Annotated in this window: 15 protein-coding genes; 8 read left to right on the plus strand and 7 right to left on the minus strand. The window is 71.6% G+C overall.

Annotated features, from left to right (window positions below; translation table 11 throughout):
* Positions 1 to 18 precede the first annotated feature (18 nt).
* Positions 19 to 1,017, minus strand: coding sequence for a transcriptional regulator (locus ABIQ69_RS16035; protein WP_350348122.1), 999 nt, complete (start codon positions 1,015 to 1,017; stop codon positions 19 to 21).
* A gap of 60 nt (positions 1,018 to 1,077) precedes the next feature.
* Here ABIQ69_RS16035 and ABIQ69_RS16040 point away from each other — a divergent pair, with 60 nt between their 5' ends.
* From ABIQ69_RS16040 to ABIQ69_RS16050, 3 genes are read left to right on the plus strand one after another with little or no spacing between them, the layout of a single operon-like run.
* Positions 1,078 to 2,094, plus strand: a complete 1,017-nt coding sequence (locus ABIQ69_RS16040; protein ID WP_350348123.1) for an ATP-binding cassette domain-containing protein — start codon at positions 1,078 to 1,080, stop codon at positions 2,092 to 2,094.
* A gap of 59 nt (positions 2,095 to 2,153) precedes the next feature.
* Positions 2,154 to 2,936, plus strand: coding sequence for an ABC transporter permease (locus ABIQ69_RS16045; RefSeq protein WP_350348124.1), 783 nt, complete (start codon positions 2,154 to 2,156; stop codon positions 2,934 to 2,936).
* A 34-nt stretch (positions 2,937 to 2,970) separates the two neighbouring features.
* Entirely contained in the window at positions 2,971 to 4,674 is a 1,704-nt protein-coding gene (locus ABIQ69_RS16050) for an NAD(P)/FAD-dependent oxidoreductase (RefSeq protein ID WP_350348125.1), read from the plus strand.
* Between the two features lie 21 nt (positions 4,675 to 4,695).
* Here ABIQ69_RS16050 and ABIQ69_RS16055 read toward each other — a convergent pair whose 3' ends face one another.
* Positions 4,696 to 5,055, minus strand: a complete 360-nt coding sequence (locus ABIQ69_RS16055) for a DoxX family protein (RefSeq protein WP_350348126.1) — start codon at positions 5,053 to 5,055, stop codon at positions 4,696 to 4,698.
* Between the two features lie 123 nt (positions 5,056 to 5,178).
* On the opposite strand from ABIQ69_RS16055, the gene ABIQ69_RS16060 reads away from it, so the two are divergent.
* Positions 5,179 to 5,574 carry a helix-turn-helix domain-containing protein gene (locus ABIQ69_RS16060; protein WP_350348127.1) on the plus strand — a complete coding sequence of 132 codons (396 nt, stop codon included), beginning with the start codon at positions 5,179 to 5,181 and terminating at the stop codon, positions 5,572 to 5,574.
* A gap of 20 nt (positions 5,575 to 5,594) precedes the next feature.
* On the opposite strand, the gene ABIQ69_RS16065 is transcribed toward ABIQ69_RS16060, so the two are convergent.
* Entirely contained in the window at positions 5,595 to 5,960 is a 366-nt protein-coding gene (locus ABIQ69_RS16065; RefSeq protein ID WP_350348128.1) for a hypothetical protein, read from the minus strand.
* Between the two features lie 68 nt (positions 5,961 to 6,028).
* Here ABIQ69_RS16065 and ABIQ69_RS16070 point away from each other — a divergent pair, with 68 nt between their 5' ends.
* Both ABIQ69_RS16070 and ABIQ69_RS16075 read left to right on the plus strand, forming a co-directional pair.
* Positions 6,029 to 6,541, plus strand: a complete 513-nt coding sequence (locus ABIQ69_RS16070; RefSeq protein ID WP_350348129.1) for an SRPBCC domain-containing protein — start codon at positions 6,029 to 6,031, stop codon at positions 6,539 to 6,541.
* 66 nt (positions 6,542 to 6,607) lie between these two features.
* Positions 6,608 to 7,705: an AI-2E family transporter gene (locus ABIQ69_RS16075; protein WP_350348130.1), complete on the plus strand. Its 1,098-nt coding sequence runs from the start codon at positions 6,608 to 6,610 to the stop codon at positions 7,703 to 7,705.
* A gap of 44 nt (positions 7,706 to 7,749) precedes the next feature.
* Here ABIQ69_RS16075 and ABIQ69_RS16080 read toward each other — a convergent pair whose 3' ends face one another.
* Positions 7,750 to 9,246, minus strand: a complete 1,497-nt coding sequence (locus ABIQ69_RS16080; protein ID WP_350348131.1) for a DHA2 family efflux MFS transporter permease subunit — start codon at positions 9,244 to 9,246, stop codon at positions 7,750 to 7,752.
* A 104-nt stretch (positions 9,247 to 9,350) separates the two neighbouring features.
* On the opposite strand from ABIQ69_RS16080, the gene ABIQ69_RS16085 reads away from it, so the two are divergent.
* Positions 9,351 to 9,944, plus strand: coding sequence for a TetR/AcrR family transcriptional regulator (locus ABIQ69_RS16085; protein WP_350348132.1), 594 nt, complete (start codon positions 9,351 to 9,353; stop codon positions 9,942 to 9,944).
* 33 nt (positions 9,945 to 9,977) lie between these two features.
* Here the strand turns inward: ABIQ69_RS16085 and ABIQ69_RS16090 are convergent, their stop codons facing one another.
* Positions 9,978 to 10,541, minus strand: coding sequence for an acyl-CoA thioesterase (locus ABIQ69_RS16090; protein WP_350348133.1), 564 nt, complete (start codon positions 10,539 to 10,541; stop codon positions 9,978 to 9,980).
* 169 nt (positions 10,542 to 10,710) lie between these two features.
* Complete coding sequence (locus tag ABIQ69_RS16095) at positions 10,711 to 11,841, minus strand: bifunctional 2-methylcitrate synthase/citrate synthase (protein WP_350348134.1); 1,131 nt, start codon at positions 11,839 to 11,841, stop codon at positions 10,711 to 10,713.
* Between the two features lie 153 nt (positions 11,842 to 11,994).
* Here ABIQ69_RS16095 and ABIQ69_RS16100 point away from each other — a divergent pair, with 153 nt between their 5' ends.
* Complete coding sequence (locus tag ABIQ69_RS16100) at positions 11,995 to 13,071, plus strand: hypothetical protein (RefSeq protein ID WP_350348135.1); 1,077 nt, start codon at positions 11,995 to 11,997, stop codon at positions 13,069 to 13,071.
* A 161-nt stretch (positions 13,072 to 13,232) separates the two neighbouring features.
* Here ABIQ69_RS16100 and prpB read toward each other — a convergent pair whose 3' ends face one another.
* Entirely contained in the window at positions 13,233 to 14,132 is a 900-nt protein-coding gene (prpB, locus tag ABIQ69_RS16105; protein ID WP_350348136.1) for a methylisocitrate lyase, read from the minus strand.
* Positions 14,133 to 14,142: the final 10 nt, after the last annotated feature.

A 14,142-nucleotide genomic window follows, 5' to 3' on the forward strand; every position in this document is an offset into this window, starting at 1 on the left:
CCGTTCGGGCACCCTCGGCTACCCCTCGCCGGCCGCCAGTCCCGCGAACCGCGCCGCGAGCGCGCCGAGGTAGTCCGCGAGCTCGGGCGGTCCGTCGACGCGGTAGGCGACGTCGGCGGGGATCCACAGCAGGTGCACCGCGAGGTGCTCGACGGAGTCGCCCTCGATCGACCACGCCGCGCGCCGCCCGCCGTCGACGGGCGACACGTCGCGCCCATAGCCGCCGAACGCCGCGGTCGCCTCGGCGACGGGCAGGTCCATCACGACGGTGGCCCTCAGCACCCGGTCACGGCGACGCACCGCCGACTCGACCCTGGTGACGGCTTCCTCCTCGCTGAGCGGCATCGGCTCGAAGCGCACGCGGGTCTGGAAGACGTCGGCGATGCGATCGACCCGGAAGGTGCGCCAGTCGTCGCGGTCGCGGTCCCAGGCGAGCAGGTACCACCGCGACCGGATCGGCACGAGCCGGTAGGGCTCGACGATGCGGGCGGAGTCGGCGCCCGAGGCATCCGTGTAGTGGAAGCGGATGCGCTCGCTGTCGCGGCAGCACAGTGCGAGGAGGCCGAGGAGGTCGGCCTCGACGGCCGCGGAGGCTGCTGCGGCCGTGCGCCCCGGACGGAAGCCGCCCGCGGGTGCGGCGTGCGACTGCAGCGCCTCGATGCGGCGGCGCAGCGCGGCGGGCAGCACCTGCTCGACCTTCGCGAGCGCGCTGAGGGTGGTGTGCTCGGCGCCGCGCAGCCCGCTCGTGGCCTGGGACCTGAGTCCGACCGCGATGGCGACGCCCTCGTCGTCGGTGAGGAGGAGCGGCGGCAGTCCGGTGCCGGCCTCCAGCCGGTAGCCGCCGGCGACGCCGCGGGTCGACTCGACGCCGTAGCCGAGTTCGCGGAGCCGCTCGACGTCGCGACGCAGCGTGCGCTCCGAGACGCCGAGCCGGTCGGTGAGCTCGCGGGCAGACCAGTGCCGGTGGCTCTGGAGCAGCGACAGCAGGTCGAGGGTTCTCGAGGTGGTGGCGGCCATGCGTCCATCATGCTCGCATTCAGGACGGAAACTGACCGGATGCCTCGACAAGCTCGGGTCATGACCAGTCACCAGAACCCCGCTCCCATGATCGAAGCCCACGGCCTCACGAAGACGTTCCGCGCGAAGGGGCAGACCGTCGAGGCCGTCAAGTCGGTGGACCTCAGCGTCGGCCGCGGCGAGCTCGTGGCGTTCCTCGGCCCGAACGGCGCCGGGAAATCGACGACGCTGCGCCTGCTCACGACGCTCCTCGAGCCCACCTCGGGCGAGGCATCGGTCGCCGGCTGCGACATCCGCCGCGACCCCGCCGGCGTCCGCCGCCGTATCGGCTACGTCGGCCAGGGCACCTCGGGCGGCCACACCCAGCGCGTCCGCGACGAGCTGCACGCGCAGGGCGCCTTCTACGGGCTCGGCCGCCGCGAGACCCGCGCCCGGGCCGCCGAGCTCATCGACTCGCTCGAGCTCGGGCAGGTCGCCGACCGGCAGGTGCAGTCGCTGTCGGGCGGGCAGAAGCGTCGGCTCGACATCGCGCTCGGACTCATCCACCGTCCGGGGCTCCTCTTCCTCGACGAGCCGTCGACCGGGCTCGATCCGCACTCACGGGCGAACCTCTGGGAGCACATCGTGCGCCTGCGCGACGAGACGGGCACGACGATCTTCCTCACCACCCATTACCTCGACGAGGCCGACCAGCTCGCCGAGCGGGTCATGGTGATGGATCACGGCCAGGTCATCGCCGACGACACCGCGCACGCCCTGAAGGAGTCGCTCGCCGGCGACCGGGTCACGCTCGGCTTCGGCAGCGCGACGGATGCCTCGGCCGCGGCCGCCCGCATCCGGGGCGCCATCACGGTGGAGACGACCGGCTCCGAGGTCGTCGTCACCGCCACCGGAGGCGACCGGCTGCTCCCCCGGCTCGTGCGCGAGCTCGGCGACGCCGGCCTCGACGTCCTCTCCGCCACGCACCGCCAGCCGACCCTCGACGACGTGTTCCTCGCCCTCACCGGCCGGAGCCTCCGCGACGAGGGCGCGAGCGCGGAGACGCCGGCGCCCGCCGCCGAGGCCGTCGTCGCGTGACCACGCGCGCGACGAGCCATCCCACCGACCATTCGTCCGACCGACCGAAGGAGACTCCCATGACCACCACCGACCTCGCCGCCCGGCCCACGGGCTTCGTCCGCGACACCGCGACGGTGTTCGTCCGCGAATCGCGTCCTCTCGTCCGCGACCCGTTCAGCGTCGTGTTCAGCCTCGTCCAGCCGCTCGTCTTCCTCGGCCTCTTCGGCCCGCTGCTCGTCGGCGCCGCGGGCGGCGATGTCGCCGGCACGCTCCAGTGGTTCGTGCCGGGCATCCTCGTGATGGTCGCGCTGTTCGGCACGGCGTCGACCGGAGCGAACCTCCTGTTCGAGATGCAGACGGGCTCGCACGAGCGCACGCTCGTGGCACCGCTCTCCCGCAGCGCGCTGCTCGTCGGGCGCGCGCTGAAGGAAGTCGTGCCGCTCGTCATCCAGGGCACCATCGTGGTGCTCGTCGCGGTGCCGTTCGGGTTCCGGCTGGATGTCGCCGGACTCGTCGCCGGCCTCGCCGTGCTCGCGGTCTTCGGCATCGGGTTCGGGGCGCTCAGCTACTCGCTGGCCCTCGCGTGCCGGAACCGCGACTGGATGTTCTGGATGGTGCACCAGACGCTGCTGTTCCCGCTGATGATCCTCTCGGGCATGCTGCTGCCGCTCGAGGACGGCCCCGACTGGATGCGGGTCGCCGCGGCGGTGAACCCGCTGAGTTACCTGGTCGGCGCCGAGCGGGCACTGCTCGCGGGCGACCTCGGTGCGCCCGCGGTGCTCGGCGGCATCATCGCGGCGGTCGCGACCTGCGCGGTCGGCCTCCTGGTCGGCGTCCGCTCGATGCAGCGGGCCGGCTGAGGTGCCGACGGGGCGCGTCGCCTACGCTCGGGTCATGCCCCAGCCTGACGACGCGCCCCGGCCCGCCGACGATCACGACGTCGTGATCGTCGGCGGCGGCCACAACGGCCTGACCGCCGCCGCCTACCTCGCCCGCGCCGGCCTCGACGTGCTGTTGCTCGAACGCAGCGACCACCTCGGCGGGGCGGCGGTCTCGGCCGTCGCCTTCGAGGGCGTCGATGCCCGGCTCTCCCGCTACTCCTACCTGGTGAGCCTGCTGCCCCACCGCATCATCGACGACCTCGGTCTCGAGATCGAGCTCGTGCGGCGGCGGTTCTCGTCGTACACGCCCGACCCCGAGCACCCGGGGCGCGGCCTCCTCATCGACCGCGAAGCGGGGCGTGAGGCATCCGTCGCCGCCTTCGACCGCGTGGGCGCCGCGATCGACGCCGACGCGTGGGACGCGCTCGGCGCCGACACCGGGCGTCTCGCCCGCGCCCTGTTCCCGACGCTCACCGAACCGCTGCCGACGCGCGAGGAGGCGCGCGCGCTCGTCGGCGACGAGCGGGTGTGGCGCGAGTTCGTCGAACAGCCCCTGGGCGAGACGATCGACGAACGGTTCTCGAGCGACCTGGTGCGCGGGATCGTCGCCACCGACGGCCTCATCGGCACCTTCACGAGCCTCGGCGATCCGTCGCTCGACGCGAACCGGTGCTTCCTCTACCACGTCATCGGCGGCGGCACCGGCGACTGGGACGTGCCCGTCGGCGGAATGGGCGCAGTCACCGGTGAACTTGCGCGCGCCGCGCGCGAGGCCGGCGCGACGCTTGTGACGGCCGCCGAGGTGACCGCGGTCGGCGATGGCGTCGTGCACTGGTCGGCCGGCGACGGCGAGCGGATGTCCCGCGCCCGTGTCGTGCTCGCGAACGTCGCGCCGACCGTGCTCGACGAGCTCGTCGAACGCGGCGAGGCATCCATCGCGCGGCCCGCCGACGAGGCGACGGTGGCGCCGCGCGGCGAGCGCCCCTTCTCCGACGACCGCGTGCCCGGCATCCCGCCGGTCGTGCGCGAACGACTCCGCCGGCTCGCCGCGCCGGAGGGCGCGCAGGTGAAGGTGAACCTGCTGCTCACGCGCCTGCCCCGCCTCCTCGACCCCGAGGTGGCGCCCGAGCAGGCGTTCGCCGGCACCTTCCACATCAACGAGCTCGCGACGCAGCTCGAGGCCGCGCACGCGCGCGCCGCGACCGGCCGGCTGCCCGAGCCGCTGCCGTGCGAGGTGTACTGCCACACGCTGAGCGACCGCAGCATCCTCGGCCCAGAGCTGCGCGACACCGCGGCGCAGACGCTCACGGTGTTCGGCCTGCACGTGCCGCACCGGCTGCTCGAGCGGTACCGCAACGACGAGCTCCGCGACCTGCTGGAGGAGGCCGTGCTCGCCTCGCTCGACTCGGTGCTCGCCGAACCGATCCGCGACGTCATCGCGACGGATGCCTCGGGCCGCCGCTGCATCGAGGTGAAGACCACGCTCGACCTCGAGGAGGCGCTGCGGATGCCCGGCGGCAACATCTTCCACGGCCCGCTGTCGTGGCCGTGGGCGGAGTCGGGCACCGCGCTGACGACCCCCGGCGAGCGCTGGGGCGTGGCGACGCGGCATCCGGGGGTGCTGCTCTGCGGTTCGGGCGCCGTACGCGGCGGAGCCGTGAGCGGCATCGGCGGCCAGAACGCCGCGATGGCGGTGCTGGAGCTGCTCGGCGGCTGACGCCGCCCGCCCGTCGCCCGGTCAGCCGATGAGGAGCCAGCCGACGCCGACGATGATCGCGAGCACGCCGAGCACGATCGAGGGCACGGCGGTCTCCTTGCGCTTGACGTGCAGCGCGGTGCCGACCGCCATGGTGAGCGCCAGGGCGAACGCGGCCACGGGTGTGAGCCAGGGCAGGATGCCGGTCGCCGCCGGCATCACGAGTCCGAGCGCGCCGAGCGCCTCGAGGATGCCGACCGCCCGAGCCTGCCCGTCGGAGAGGTCCTCCATGTACGCCATCTTCGGCAGCAGCTTCTCGCGCGGGGTGGTCGACTTCACGACCCCGGCGGCGAGGAAGAGGACGGCGAGGAGACCCGTCAGGATCCAGAGGGCGATGAGCATGGGGGAAACTCCAGGGTGTCGGTTACGATCAGTGCGTGACGCACGGTCGTCGATCGTAGACGACGGCTCCCCCGCACTTCATCGTGCGTCACGCACCCCGCGGTTCGTAACGGAAGGCCGAGCATGACCGTCGCACATCCCGTCGCCTTCGCCGACGCCCCCGGCGGCGTCTGCACGACCGCGAACCCCGAGAGCCGGGTCATCCGCGAGGTGCTCGCCCGCGTGGGCGACAAGTGGAGCCTGCTCGTCATCGGCGCCCTCCACGACGGACCGCTGCGGTTCACCGAACTGCAGAAGCGCATCGACGGCATCTCGCACCGCATGCTCACCCAGACGCTGCGGAGCCTCGAACGCGACGGCCTCGTCTCACGGACCGCCTACGCGGAGATCCCGCCGCGCGTCGAGTACGCCGCCACCGACCTCGGCCGTTCCCTGTCCGAGCCGGTGCTCGCCCTCGTGCGCTGGGCGGGCGAGCACGGCGAGGAGATCGAACGCGCTCGCGAGGCGTTCGACGGGTAGCCCGCCGGGCCGGCCGTGACTCAGAAGACGAAGAGCTGGCCCAGGATGACGATCGCGATCACGAACAGCACGACGATCGCGCCGACCGTGAGCAGCGCCTTCGCCGACAGCTTCGCGACGCCGAAGCCGACGAGGAACGGCAGGGCGAGGAGCAACAGCGTGACGAGCCACCAGAAGGCCTGGTACCCGCCGGGGCCCACCTCCTCGAGCCGGCCGGCGAACAGCTGCTGCGAGTGCGGATGCGTCGCGAACGCGAATGCGGCCGACAGCGGCACGGCGATGAGCGCCGCGACGATGACGCCCGCGAGCGCCCCCCAGAGCCCCGACTTGCCCTCGGTGATGTCGAGAGCCTCCTGCTGCGTTCCGTGGCCACCCTTGGAAGTCATGGCACCGACTCTAGTGGTACGCCGACCCGCGGATTAGCCTGATGGCAGGAGCGACAGGGGGGTCGACGATGCACGCCAAACCGACCGGACACTTCCAGCAGAAGTCCGATGGGCTCTACCTCCAGTTCGACCGGCTGTTCCGAGCGCCTATCGAGGACGTCTGGTACAGCATCACCAACCCCACCGCGCTCAGCTCGTGGATCGGCACCTACACGGGGCGGCCCGCCACCGGCGGCATCCGGTTCAAGATGACCGCCGAAGGTGAGGATGCCCCGTGGGAGAACGTGTCCGTGCTCGAGTGCGACGCGCCCCACCGGTTCCACCTCGACGTCGGCAAGGCACCGGAAACGTGGCGCCTGCACGCCCACCTCGTCGAAGGCGGCGGCATGACGACGCTCACCTTCGCCCAGCGCCTCGCCGACCGGGCGGCGGCGGCCGATATCGGACCCGGGTGGGACTACTACCTCGACCGGCTCGAGGCCGCACGCACGGGCGCGCCGATGCCCGACTGGGCCGACTACCACCCCGCGTTCGTGCGCTACTACCGCGAGCTGCACGTCCCCGAGCCCGCACGCGGCTGAGACACCCTCGACACCACCCGGTGCGCCCTCCGGGCGCGAGGCATCCGCGACCCTAGACTGACGCGCGTGAACACGGCCGAACGCCTGCGTCGCCGCACCGAGCGGGCGGCCCCGGAACGCACGCTCTTCGTGAACCACCCGTTCAGATGGGGCTTCATCGTCACCCTCGGCGTGCTGCTCGCGCTCGCGCTCGCGGTCGCGCTGGTGAACCTCCAGTCGGTCGTGCTCTCCGTCTTCATCGCCGCGTTCGTGGCCCTCGGCCTCGACCCGCTCATCCGCTGGTTCGAACGACGCGGCCTCTCCCGCGGCATCGCGATCATCGTCGTCATCCTGCTGTTCGTCGCCGTCGTGATCGGCATCGTCTGGATCGTCATCCCCCCGGTCGTCTCGCAGGCGACCGCGCTCGTCAAGGCCATCCCCGGCATGGTGCAGCACGTCGAGGACGCCGGCTGGTACGACCAGCTGAACGACGCCACGAACGGCCTGCTCAGCAATCTGGTGCAGGGCTTCGAAGACCTCATCACCGACCCGAACCTGTGGGCCACCATCGGGGGCGGCGCGCTCGCGTTCGGGGCATCCGTCATCACCGCCGTGTCGACCGGCTTCTTCGTGATCGTGCTCTCGATCTACTTCATCGCCACGCTCGACGCGACCAAGCGGGCCTGCTACTCGCTCGTGAAGGCGTCGCACCGGGTGCGCGTCGAGGGCTACTCCGAGCGCATCATGCAGTCGATCGGCAAGTACCTCTCGGGCATGGTGATCCTCGCGTTCATGAACGCGACGTTCTCGGTCATCCTGCTGACGCTCGTCGGCGTGCCGTACGCGCTCATCCTCGGCGTCGTCGCGCTCTTCGTGACCCTGATCCCGCTCATCGGAACCGTGCTGACGACGGTCCTGATGACCGTCGTGTCGCTCTTCGTCTCCCCGACGGCCGCGCTCGTCGTGCTCGCGCTCATGCTGGTCTACATGCAGATCGAGGCGTACCTCCTGACGCCGCGGGTCATGGGCAAGGCCGTGCAGGTGCCCGGCACCATCGTGCTCATCTCCGCCCTCGCGGGCGGCACCCTGCTCGGACTCCTCGGCGCGCTCGTGGCCATCCCGATCTCCGCGGGCATCCTGCTCATCCTCCGCGAGATCGTGATCCCGCGGCAGCAGCGCTCGTAGCGAGCGCCGCCGCCGCGGGCCTCGATTCGTCGCGGCGAAATCCGTCAGGCGACGGCCGCCGGTTCGCGATCGACGGGGCGGCCGGATGCCTCGCCGGAGGCTTCGTCGGCCGGCGCCGTCGCACTCCTCGGTGCGGCGGCCGTCGCGATCGTCGGCCCGCTCACGGTCGCCCGTCCCGCGGGGAGGAACAGGGCGGCGATCAGCGCGATCGCGAGCGCCGCGGCGCCGGTGAGCACGGCCGGAACTGCCGCGTCGACGTATCCCGCAGGCGTCAGCTCGCCGCCCGCGCCCGTGAACACGGCGGTGAGCACGGCGACGCCGAGCGCCACGCCGACCTCGCGCAGCGTCGAGTTCGTCGCCGAGGCCTTGGCGTGGTCGTGCTCGCCCATGTTCGCGAGCACCGCGGTCGACATGGGTGCGAACACGAGGCCCATGCCCACGCCCGCGAGCAGGAACGGGGCCACAAGCACGGAGTAGGCGACATCCGGACTCATGACGGCGGCGATCCAGACGAGGGCGGCGGTCTGCAGCGCCAGGCCGGCGGCGATCAGCGCGCGGGTGCCGACCCGCGGAGCGACGAACCCGGCCAGCGGCGCGACGAGCATGGGCGCGAGGGTCCACGGCATGGTCTGCACGCCCGCCTCGAGCGCCGACGCCCCCTGCACGACCTGGAGGAACTGGATCAGCAGGAACACCGCGCCGAACATGCCGAAGCTGAACGCGAAGCCGACGACGTTCGCGGCCGAGAAGCTGCGGTCGCGGAAGAGGCGCAACGGCAGCAGCGGCGCGCTCGCGCGGCGCTCCCAGAGGAGGAACGCGCCGAGGAGCACCGCTCCGGCGATGAGCGAGCCGACGACCTCGAGGCTGTCCCAGCCGGCGTCGTTGCCGCGCACGATGCCGAAGACGACGGCGAGCACGCCGAGCCCCGCGAGGGCGACGCCCGGAAGGTCGATACGCAGCCGAGCGCCCAGCGTGTTCGGCAGCGCGAGGATCGCGAGCGGGATCGCGACGATGCCGATCGGCACGTTCAGCCAGAAGATCGCCTGCCAGTTCCAGCCTTCGACGACGGCGCCGCCGATCAGGGGACCGAGCGCGACCCCGAGGCCGGCGACGCCGCCCCAGATGCCGATCGCGGCGGGACGCAGGCGCGGCGGCACGGCACCGGCGAGCAGCGTCAGCGAGAGGGGCATGATGCCGGCCGCGCCGACGCCCTGCACCGCGCGGCTCGCGATCACCATCCACGATTCGGTGCTGAGCGCGACGAGGGCGCTGGCCGCGGTGAAGACGAGGATGCCGGCGAGGAAGACCGAGCGGCGGCCGATGCGATCGCCGAGCGCCGCTGCGGCCAGGATGAAGGTCGCGAACGCGAGCGTGAACGCGTTGACGTACCACTGCAGTTCTTCGATGGATGCCCCGAGCTCGGCCCGCATCGCGGGGAGCGCGTTCGTGATGACGAGGTTGTCGAGCGTCGCCATGAACATCGGCAACGAGGCCGCGACGACGGCCAGCCACACCGGGATCCGGCGCTGCGAGGTGGTCATGGTGCTGCTCCTTCGGAGGTGGAGGTCCTGGAAGATCGAGTGGTAATCGACTGATTACTCCACTGCATCCGTCACTGTAGTAATCGACTGATAACATGTCAACCATGGAGCAGAAGTCCGATCGCATCTCCGCAACGGCGCGGCGCGAGCAGATCCTCGAGACCGCCGCCCGCGTCTTCGGCGAACTCGGCTACGCCGGCGCGACCACCGACAAGGTCGCGCGGGCCGCCGGCATCAGCCAGCCGTACGTCGTGCGCCTGTTCGGCACCAAAGACCAGCTCTTCGTCGAGGTCATCGAGCGCACCTGCGACCGCGTCCTCCGCGCCTTCGACGACGCCATCGAGGCCTCCGACGACGACGACACCATCCGCGCCCGCGTCGGCGCTGCCTACGTCGACCTCGTCGAGACCGACCGCGGCGTGCTGCTCTCTCTCATGCAGGGGTTCATCCTCGGCCACGACCCCCACATCGGCCCGGTCGCCCGACGCGGCTTCATGCGCATCTACGACCGGCTGCGCACCGTGCTCGAGCCCGACGAGGCGATGCGCTTCTTCGCCCAGGGCATGCTCATCAACACCCTGATCGCGTCGGGCCTCATGGCCGAGTTCCGGAAACAGCAGAACATCGACGAGCTGCTCGAGTGCACCTTCGGCGACAAACTCGGGCTCGTGCTCGAGGGGCTCGCCGCAGACCGCTGACCCTGCGCTTCCACTCGCCCGCGGCGGCCCGGCTCACCAGACCGACGGCGCCTCCGCGCGCGTCGGCGGCAGCGCGACATCCTGCCCCCAGCGCTCGATCCACTCGGGCAGCACGTCGTCCGTCGGCACCGCGCCGAACGCCTCGGCGACCTCCGCCATGGGCACCGTGCCGCCCGCCTTCCGCAGGAACCTGGCCCGGATGAACCCCTGCGCGTAGATCTCGGGCCGGCCGTCGGCGCCCGGCCGCACGAAGCGTTGCTCCATGTACACCGCCTTGTCGTCGAAGCCGAGCACGCGCGACTCGATCGTGAACCGCTGCCACAGACTGAGCGACTTCCGGAACGTGATCGTCTCGCTCGCGACCACCGGGTACCAGTCGCGATCCCGCATCGTCGCGAAGATGCCCGACCGGACGAGCGCGTCGAAGCGCGCGACATCCATGATCGAGAAGTACACGCCGTTGTTCATGTGGCGGTTGATGTCGAGATCGGTGGGCAGCGTGATGAACCGCGTGCGCGCGACGTCGTAGAAACCGAGATCGGGCTTGCGGCGCGACAGGAAGAGGATGTGCAGCAGCGTGCGGAACAACATGTGCATGGTCCACGACTGTAGGCGCGATCCGTCGTGGGATGCCGCAGCATTGGCGGGTCGCCACAGCCGGCGAACGGATGCCCCGCGCCCGGGTTGTGGGCGCGCCACTGCTGCTCGGTCGCAGGCTGCCGCTGCGGCGGGACCGAGGCCGACTACGGCTGCTTGATCGGGCCCGCTACGGCTGCTTGACCGGAACGTGCCGTTCGTCGGGCCCGTTGTACACGGACAGGGGACGGATGAGCGCGTTCGCGGCCTTCTGCTCGAGGATGTGCGCGGTCCAGCCGGTGACCCGGCTCGCGACGAACAGCGGCGTGAACGTCTCGGTGTCGAAGCCCATCAGGTGGTACGCGGGCCCGGCCGGGTAGTCGAGGTTCGGCTTGATGCCCTTCCGCTCGCCCATCGCGGTCTCGAGCGCCACGTACAGCTCGAGCAGGTCGGGGCGCTCGTAGTGCTCGACCATGCGCTCCATGGCGTCGCGCATCGTCGGCACCCGGGAGTCGCCGTTCTTGTACACCCGGTGCCCGAAGCCCATGATCTTGCGCTTCTCGGCGAGCGCGGCATCCAGCCAGTCGGCGGCCCGGTCAGCCGAGCCGATCTCGGCGAACGCATGCATGACCGCCTCGTTCGCACCGCCGTGCAGCGGCCCCTTCAGCGCGCCGATCGCGCCCGTGACGGCCGAGTACAGGTCGGCGAGCGTCGACGCGATGACCCGGGCGGTGAACGTCGACGCGTTGAACGAGTGCTCGGCGTACAGGATCATCGACACGTCGAATGCGTTCACGACGGCGAGCTCGGGCGCCTCCCCGAACGCCTGCCAGAGGAAGTTCGCCGAGTAGCCGAGGTCGTCACGCGGCTCGACGAAGTCGAGCTCGTGCCGCCGCCGCTGGTCGTACGTCACGATCGAGGGCAGCTTCGCGAAGAGCCGGATCGCCTTGTCGAGGTTCGCCTCGGGCGAGTCATCCGGCGTCGTGGGGTCGCTCGCACCGATCGCGCTGACGGCCGTGCGCACCACGTCCATGGGATGCGCCGTCAGCGGCAGCTCGTCGATGATGCGCTTGACCTCGTGGTCGAGCCCGCGGTGGCTGCGCTCGAGCTGCTCGAAGGCGACGAGCTCGTCGTCGCTCGGCAGTTCGCCGTGCCACAGCAGGTAGGCGACCTCTTCGAACGTCACCGACGCGGCGAGTTCCTGCACCGGATAGCCGCGGTAGAGCAGCGAGTTCGACTCGGGATTCACCTTCGAGATCGCCGTGTAGTCGACGGGCACCCCGGCCAGTCCCTTGTAGATCTCGGGCTGCTGCTCGCTCATCCTGCTCCTCGGGCTCGTCCACCGCCTGGCCGGCCGCCACTCCGCGACCGCCCTCAGCCTACCCACGCCCGCCCCCGCCGGCGCCCCGCTCTCCCCATGCCCCGCCCGGGGCTCCCTGCTCCCGCAAACGCGCCGTGTCGGCGGTATCCGCCGGTGGCTCCCCTTCCGCACCGGCGAATACTGCCCACACGCTGCGCGAACTGCGGCGCGGCCACGCACCGGCACCTGGTTGGAGCCCTCCTCCCCAAGCCCGGAGAGAGCAGGCGTGTCCACCATGACCGGAGCAGGGCCGTCCGGCGCCCGCAGCGCACCGAGACTGGGCCGATGACCGTGCGTGCGCCGCTCCCCGACGATCTGCGCGACCGCGAGTTCACCGTTGCTGCCGCCGCCGCAGCGGGCGTCAGTGCGAAACGGCTGCGCGCGAGCGATCTGGTCGCACCGACGTCGGGGGTCCGGATGCCTCGCGCCGCGGGAATCCGCGAACGCCGACGGGCCGTGCTGCTGGCCGTGCGAGCTGATGCCTTCCTCTGCGGCGTCTCGGCAGCGCAGGAGCACGGCCTCCCCATGCCGTGGCGGCTGCGTGACACGGTCGAAGTCGGCGTGCCGTGGCCCGCCCGAGCGCCGCGGCGCTCCGGAGTGGTGGCCCGGAGCCTCCGGATCACTGGCGACGAAGTCGAGTGCCGGGGCATCCGACTCACCTCGCCGGCGCGGACGTTCTGCGACCTCGCTCCTCGGCTCAGCGTGCCGGAGCTCGTCGCGGTCGCTGACGCGATCCCGCCGTGGGTCGACCTGAGCCGGGCGGCCGCGGAACACCCGGGCGCACGGTTTCGCGGAAAGCTGGCCACTGCTGTGGCGGCGCGAGACTGCTTCCGCGAGTCGCCCGCGGAATCGGAGATGTTCGCGCTCATCCTGCTCGCGGGCCTGCCGCGACCGACGCCGCAGGTGGTGATCGCCGACCGCGGGCGGTTCATCGCCCGCGTCGACGGACTGTTCGAACCGTACGGCGAGGTCCTGGAGTACCAAGGCGACCATCATCGCACCGACCTCCGGCAATGGCGTCGAGATCGCACGCGCGAGGCCGAGCTCGAAGCGCTCGGCTTCCACGTCACGGAAGTCACCCAGGCGGACCTCCGCGAACCGCGAGCCTTCGTCGAACGGCTCGCCGCGAGCCTGCGGCGGAGGGGATGGACCGGATCCGTTCGGTACTCACGCTGGTTCCCGGAGGGATGACGGCGGTATTCGCCGGTGTCGGATGCCCCGCACCGGCGGATATCGCCGACACGAGTCGGCGGGGCGAGGCCGGCGGGGCGAGTCGGCGGGGCGAGGCCGGCGGGGGCGCGGGAAGGCGCCGCGCCGCCGCGGGCCAGGCGGGGCGCCGCGCCGCCGCCGGGCTAGCGGGCGACGGTGAAGTTGAAGATGCCCGTGTCGAAGCGGTTGTAGCCCTCGTAGTCGATGAGCTCGTACAGGTCGGCGCGGTGCTGCATGTCACCGAGCTTCGCCTCGAGCGTGCCGGTCTCCGAGAGCTCGTCGAGCCCGCGCACGGCGGCGCCCATCGCGAGGCGGAGGAGCGACACCGGCCAGATCACGAGGTTCATGCCGACGTCGCGCAGCTGATCGACCGTGAAGAGGTCGGACTTGCCGAACTCGGTCATGTTCGCCAGCAGCGGCACGTCGACGGCCGCTCGCACCGCCTCGAACTCGGCGAGGGAACGCATCGCCTCGGGGAAGATCGCGTCGGCGCCGGCATCCACCAGCGCCTTCGCGCGGTCGACGGCGGCCTGCAGCCCGTCGACGGCGGCGATGTCGGTGCGGGCCATCACGAGGAAGTTCTCGTCACGGCGGGCGTCGACCGCGGCGCGGATGCGCTGCAGGGCGGTGTGCTCGTCGACGACCTGCTTGCCGTCGAGGTGCCCGCAGCGCTTCGGGTTCACCTGGTCTTCGATGTGGAGCCCGGCGAGCCCGGCATCCTCCATCTCCTGCACGGTACGCGCGACGTTCATCGGCTCGCCGAACCCGGTGTCGGCGTCGACGATCGCGGGCAGCTCCGTCATCCGCGCGATCTGCTTCGCCCGGCCAGCCACCTCGGTGAGGGTCGTCAGGCCGATGTCGGGCAGCCCCAGGTCGGCCGACAGCACGGCACCCGAGATGTACACGCCCTCGAAGCCCCGCTGCTCGATGAGCCGCGCCGAGAGCGGGTTGAACGCGCCGGGGAAGCGCAGCAGCTCGCCGGTCGCGAGGCGCTCGCGGAACAGCCGCCGCTTCTCGGCGGGCGTGGTCTGGCTGTAGAGCATCGGGATGCCT

Origin of the sequence: Agromyces sp. G08B096 (assembly GCF_040267705.1) — a bacterium.
Classification (GTDB): domain Bacteria; phylum Actinomycetota; class Actinomycetes; order Actinomycetales; family Microbacteriaceae; genus Agromyces.

Bases quoted from the DNA above. Each gene is read 5' to 3' on its own strand.
- ABIQ69_RS16035 (WP_350348122.1), bottom strand. From the start codon at position 1,017: ATGGCCGCCACCACCTCGAGAACCCTCGACCTGCTGTCGCTGCTCCAG.
- ABIQ69_RS16040 (WP_350348123.1), top strand. From the start codon at position 1,078: ATGACCAGTCACCAGAACCCCGCTCCCATGATCGAAGCCCACGGCCTC.
- ABIQ69_RS16045 (WP_350348124.1), top strand. From the start codon at position 2,154: ATGACCACCACCGACCTCGCCGCCCGGCCCACGGGCTTCGTCCGCGAC.
- ABIQ69_RS16050 (WP_350348125.1), top strand. From the start codon at position 2,971: ATGCCCCAGCCTGACGACGCGCCCCGGCCCGCCGACGATCACGACGTC.
- ABIQ69_RS16055 (WP_350348126.1), bottom strand. From the start codon at position 5,055: ATGCTCATCGCCCTCTGGATCCTGACGGGTCTCCTCGCCGTCCTCTTC.
- ABIQ69_RS16060 (WP_350348127.1), top strand. From the start codon at position 5,179: ATGACCGTCGCACATCCCGTCGCCTTCGCCGACGCCCCCGGCGGCGTC.
- ABIQ69_RS16065 (WP_350348128.1), bottom strand. From the start codon at position 5,960: ATGACTTCCAAGGGTGGCCACGGAACGCAGCAGGAGGCTCTCGACATC.
- ABIQ69_RS16070 (WP_350348129.1), top strand. From the start codon at position 6,029: ATGCACGCCAAACCGACCGGACACTTCCAGCAGAAGTCCGATGGGCTC.
- ABIQ69_RS16080 (WP_350348131.1), bottom strand. From the start codon at position 9,246: ATGACCACCTCGCAGCGCCGGATCCCGGTGTGGCTGGCCGTCGTCGCG.
- ABIQ69_RS16085 (WP_350348132.1), top strand. From the start codon at position 9,351: ATGGAGCAGAAGTCCGATCGCATCTCCGCAACGGCGCGGCGCGAGCAG.
- ABIQ69_RS16090 (WP_350348133.1), bottom strand. From the start codon at position 10,541: ATGCACATGTTGTTCCGCACGCTGCTGCACATCCTCTTCCTGTCGCGC.
- ABIQ69_RS16095 (WP_350348134.1), bottom strand. From the start codon at position 11,841: ATGAGCGAGCAGCAGCCCGAGATCTACAAGGGACTGGCCGGGGTGCCC.
- prpB (WP_350348136.1), bottom strand. From the start codon at position 14,132: ATGCTCTACAGCCAGACCACGCCCGCCGAGAAGCGGCGGCTGTTCCGC.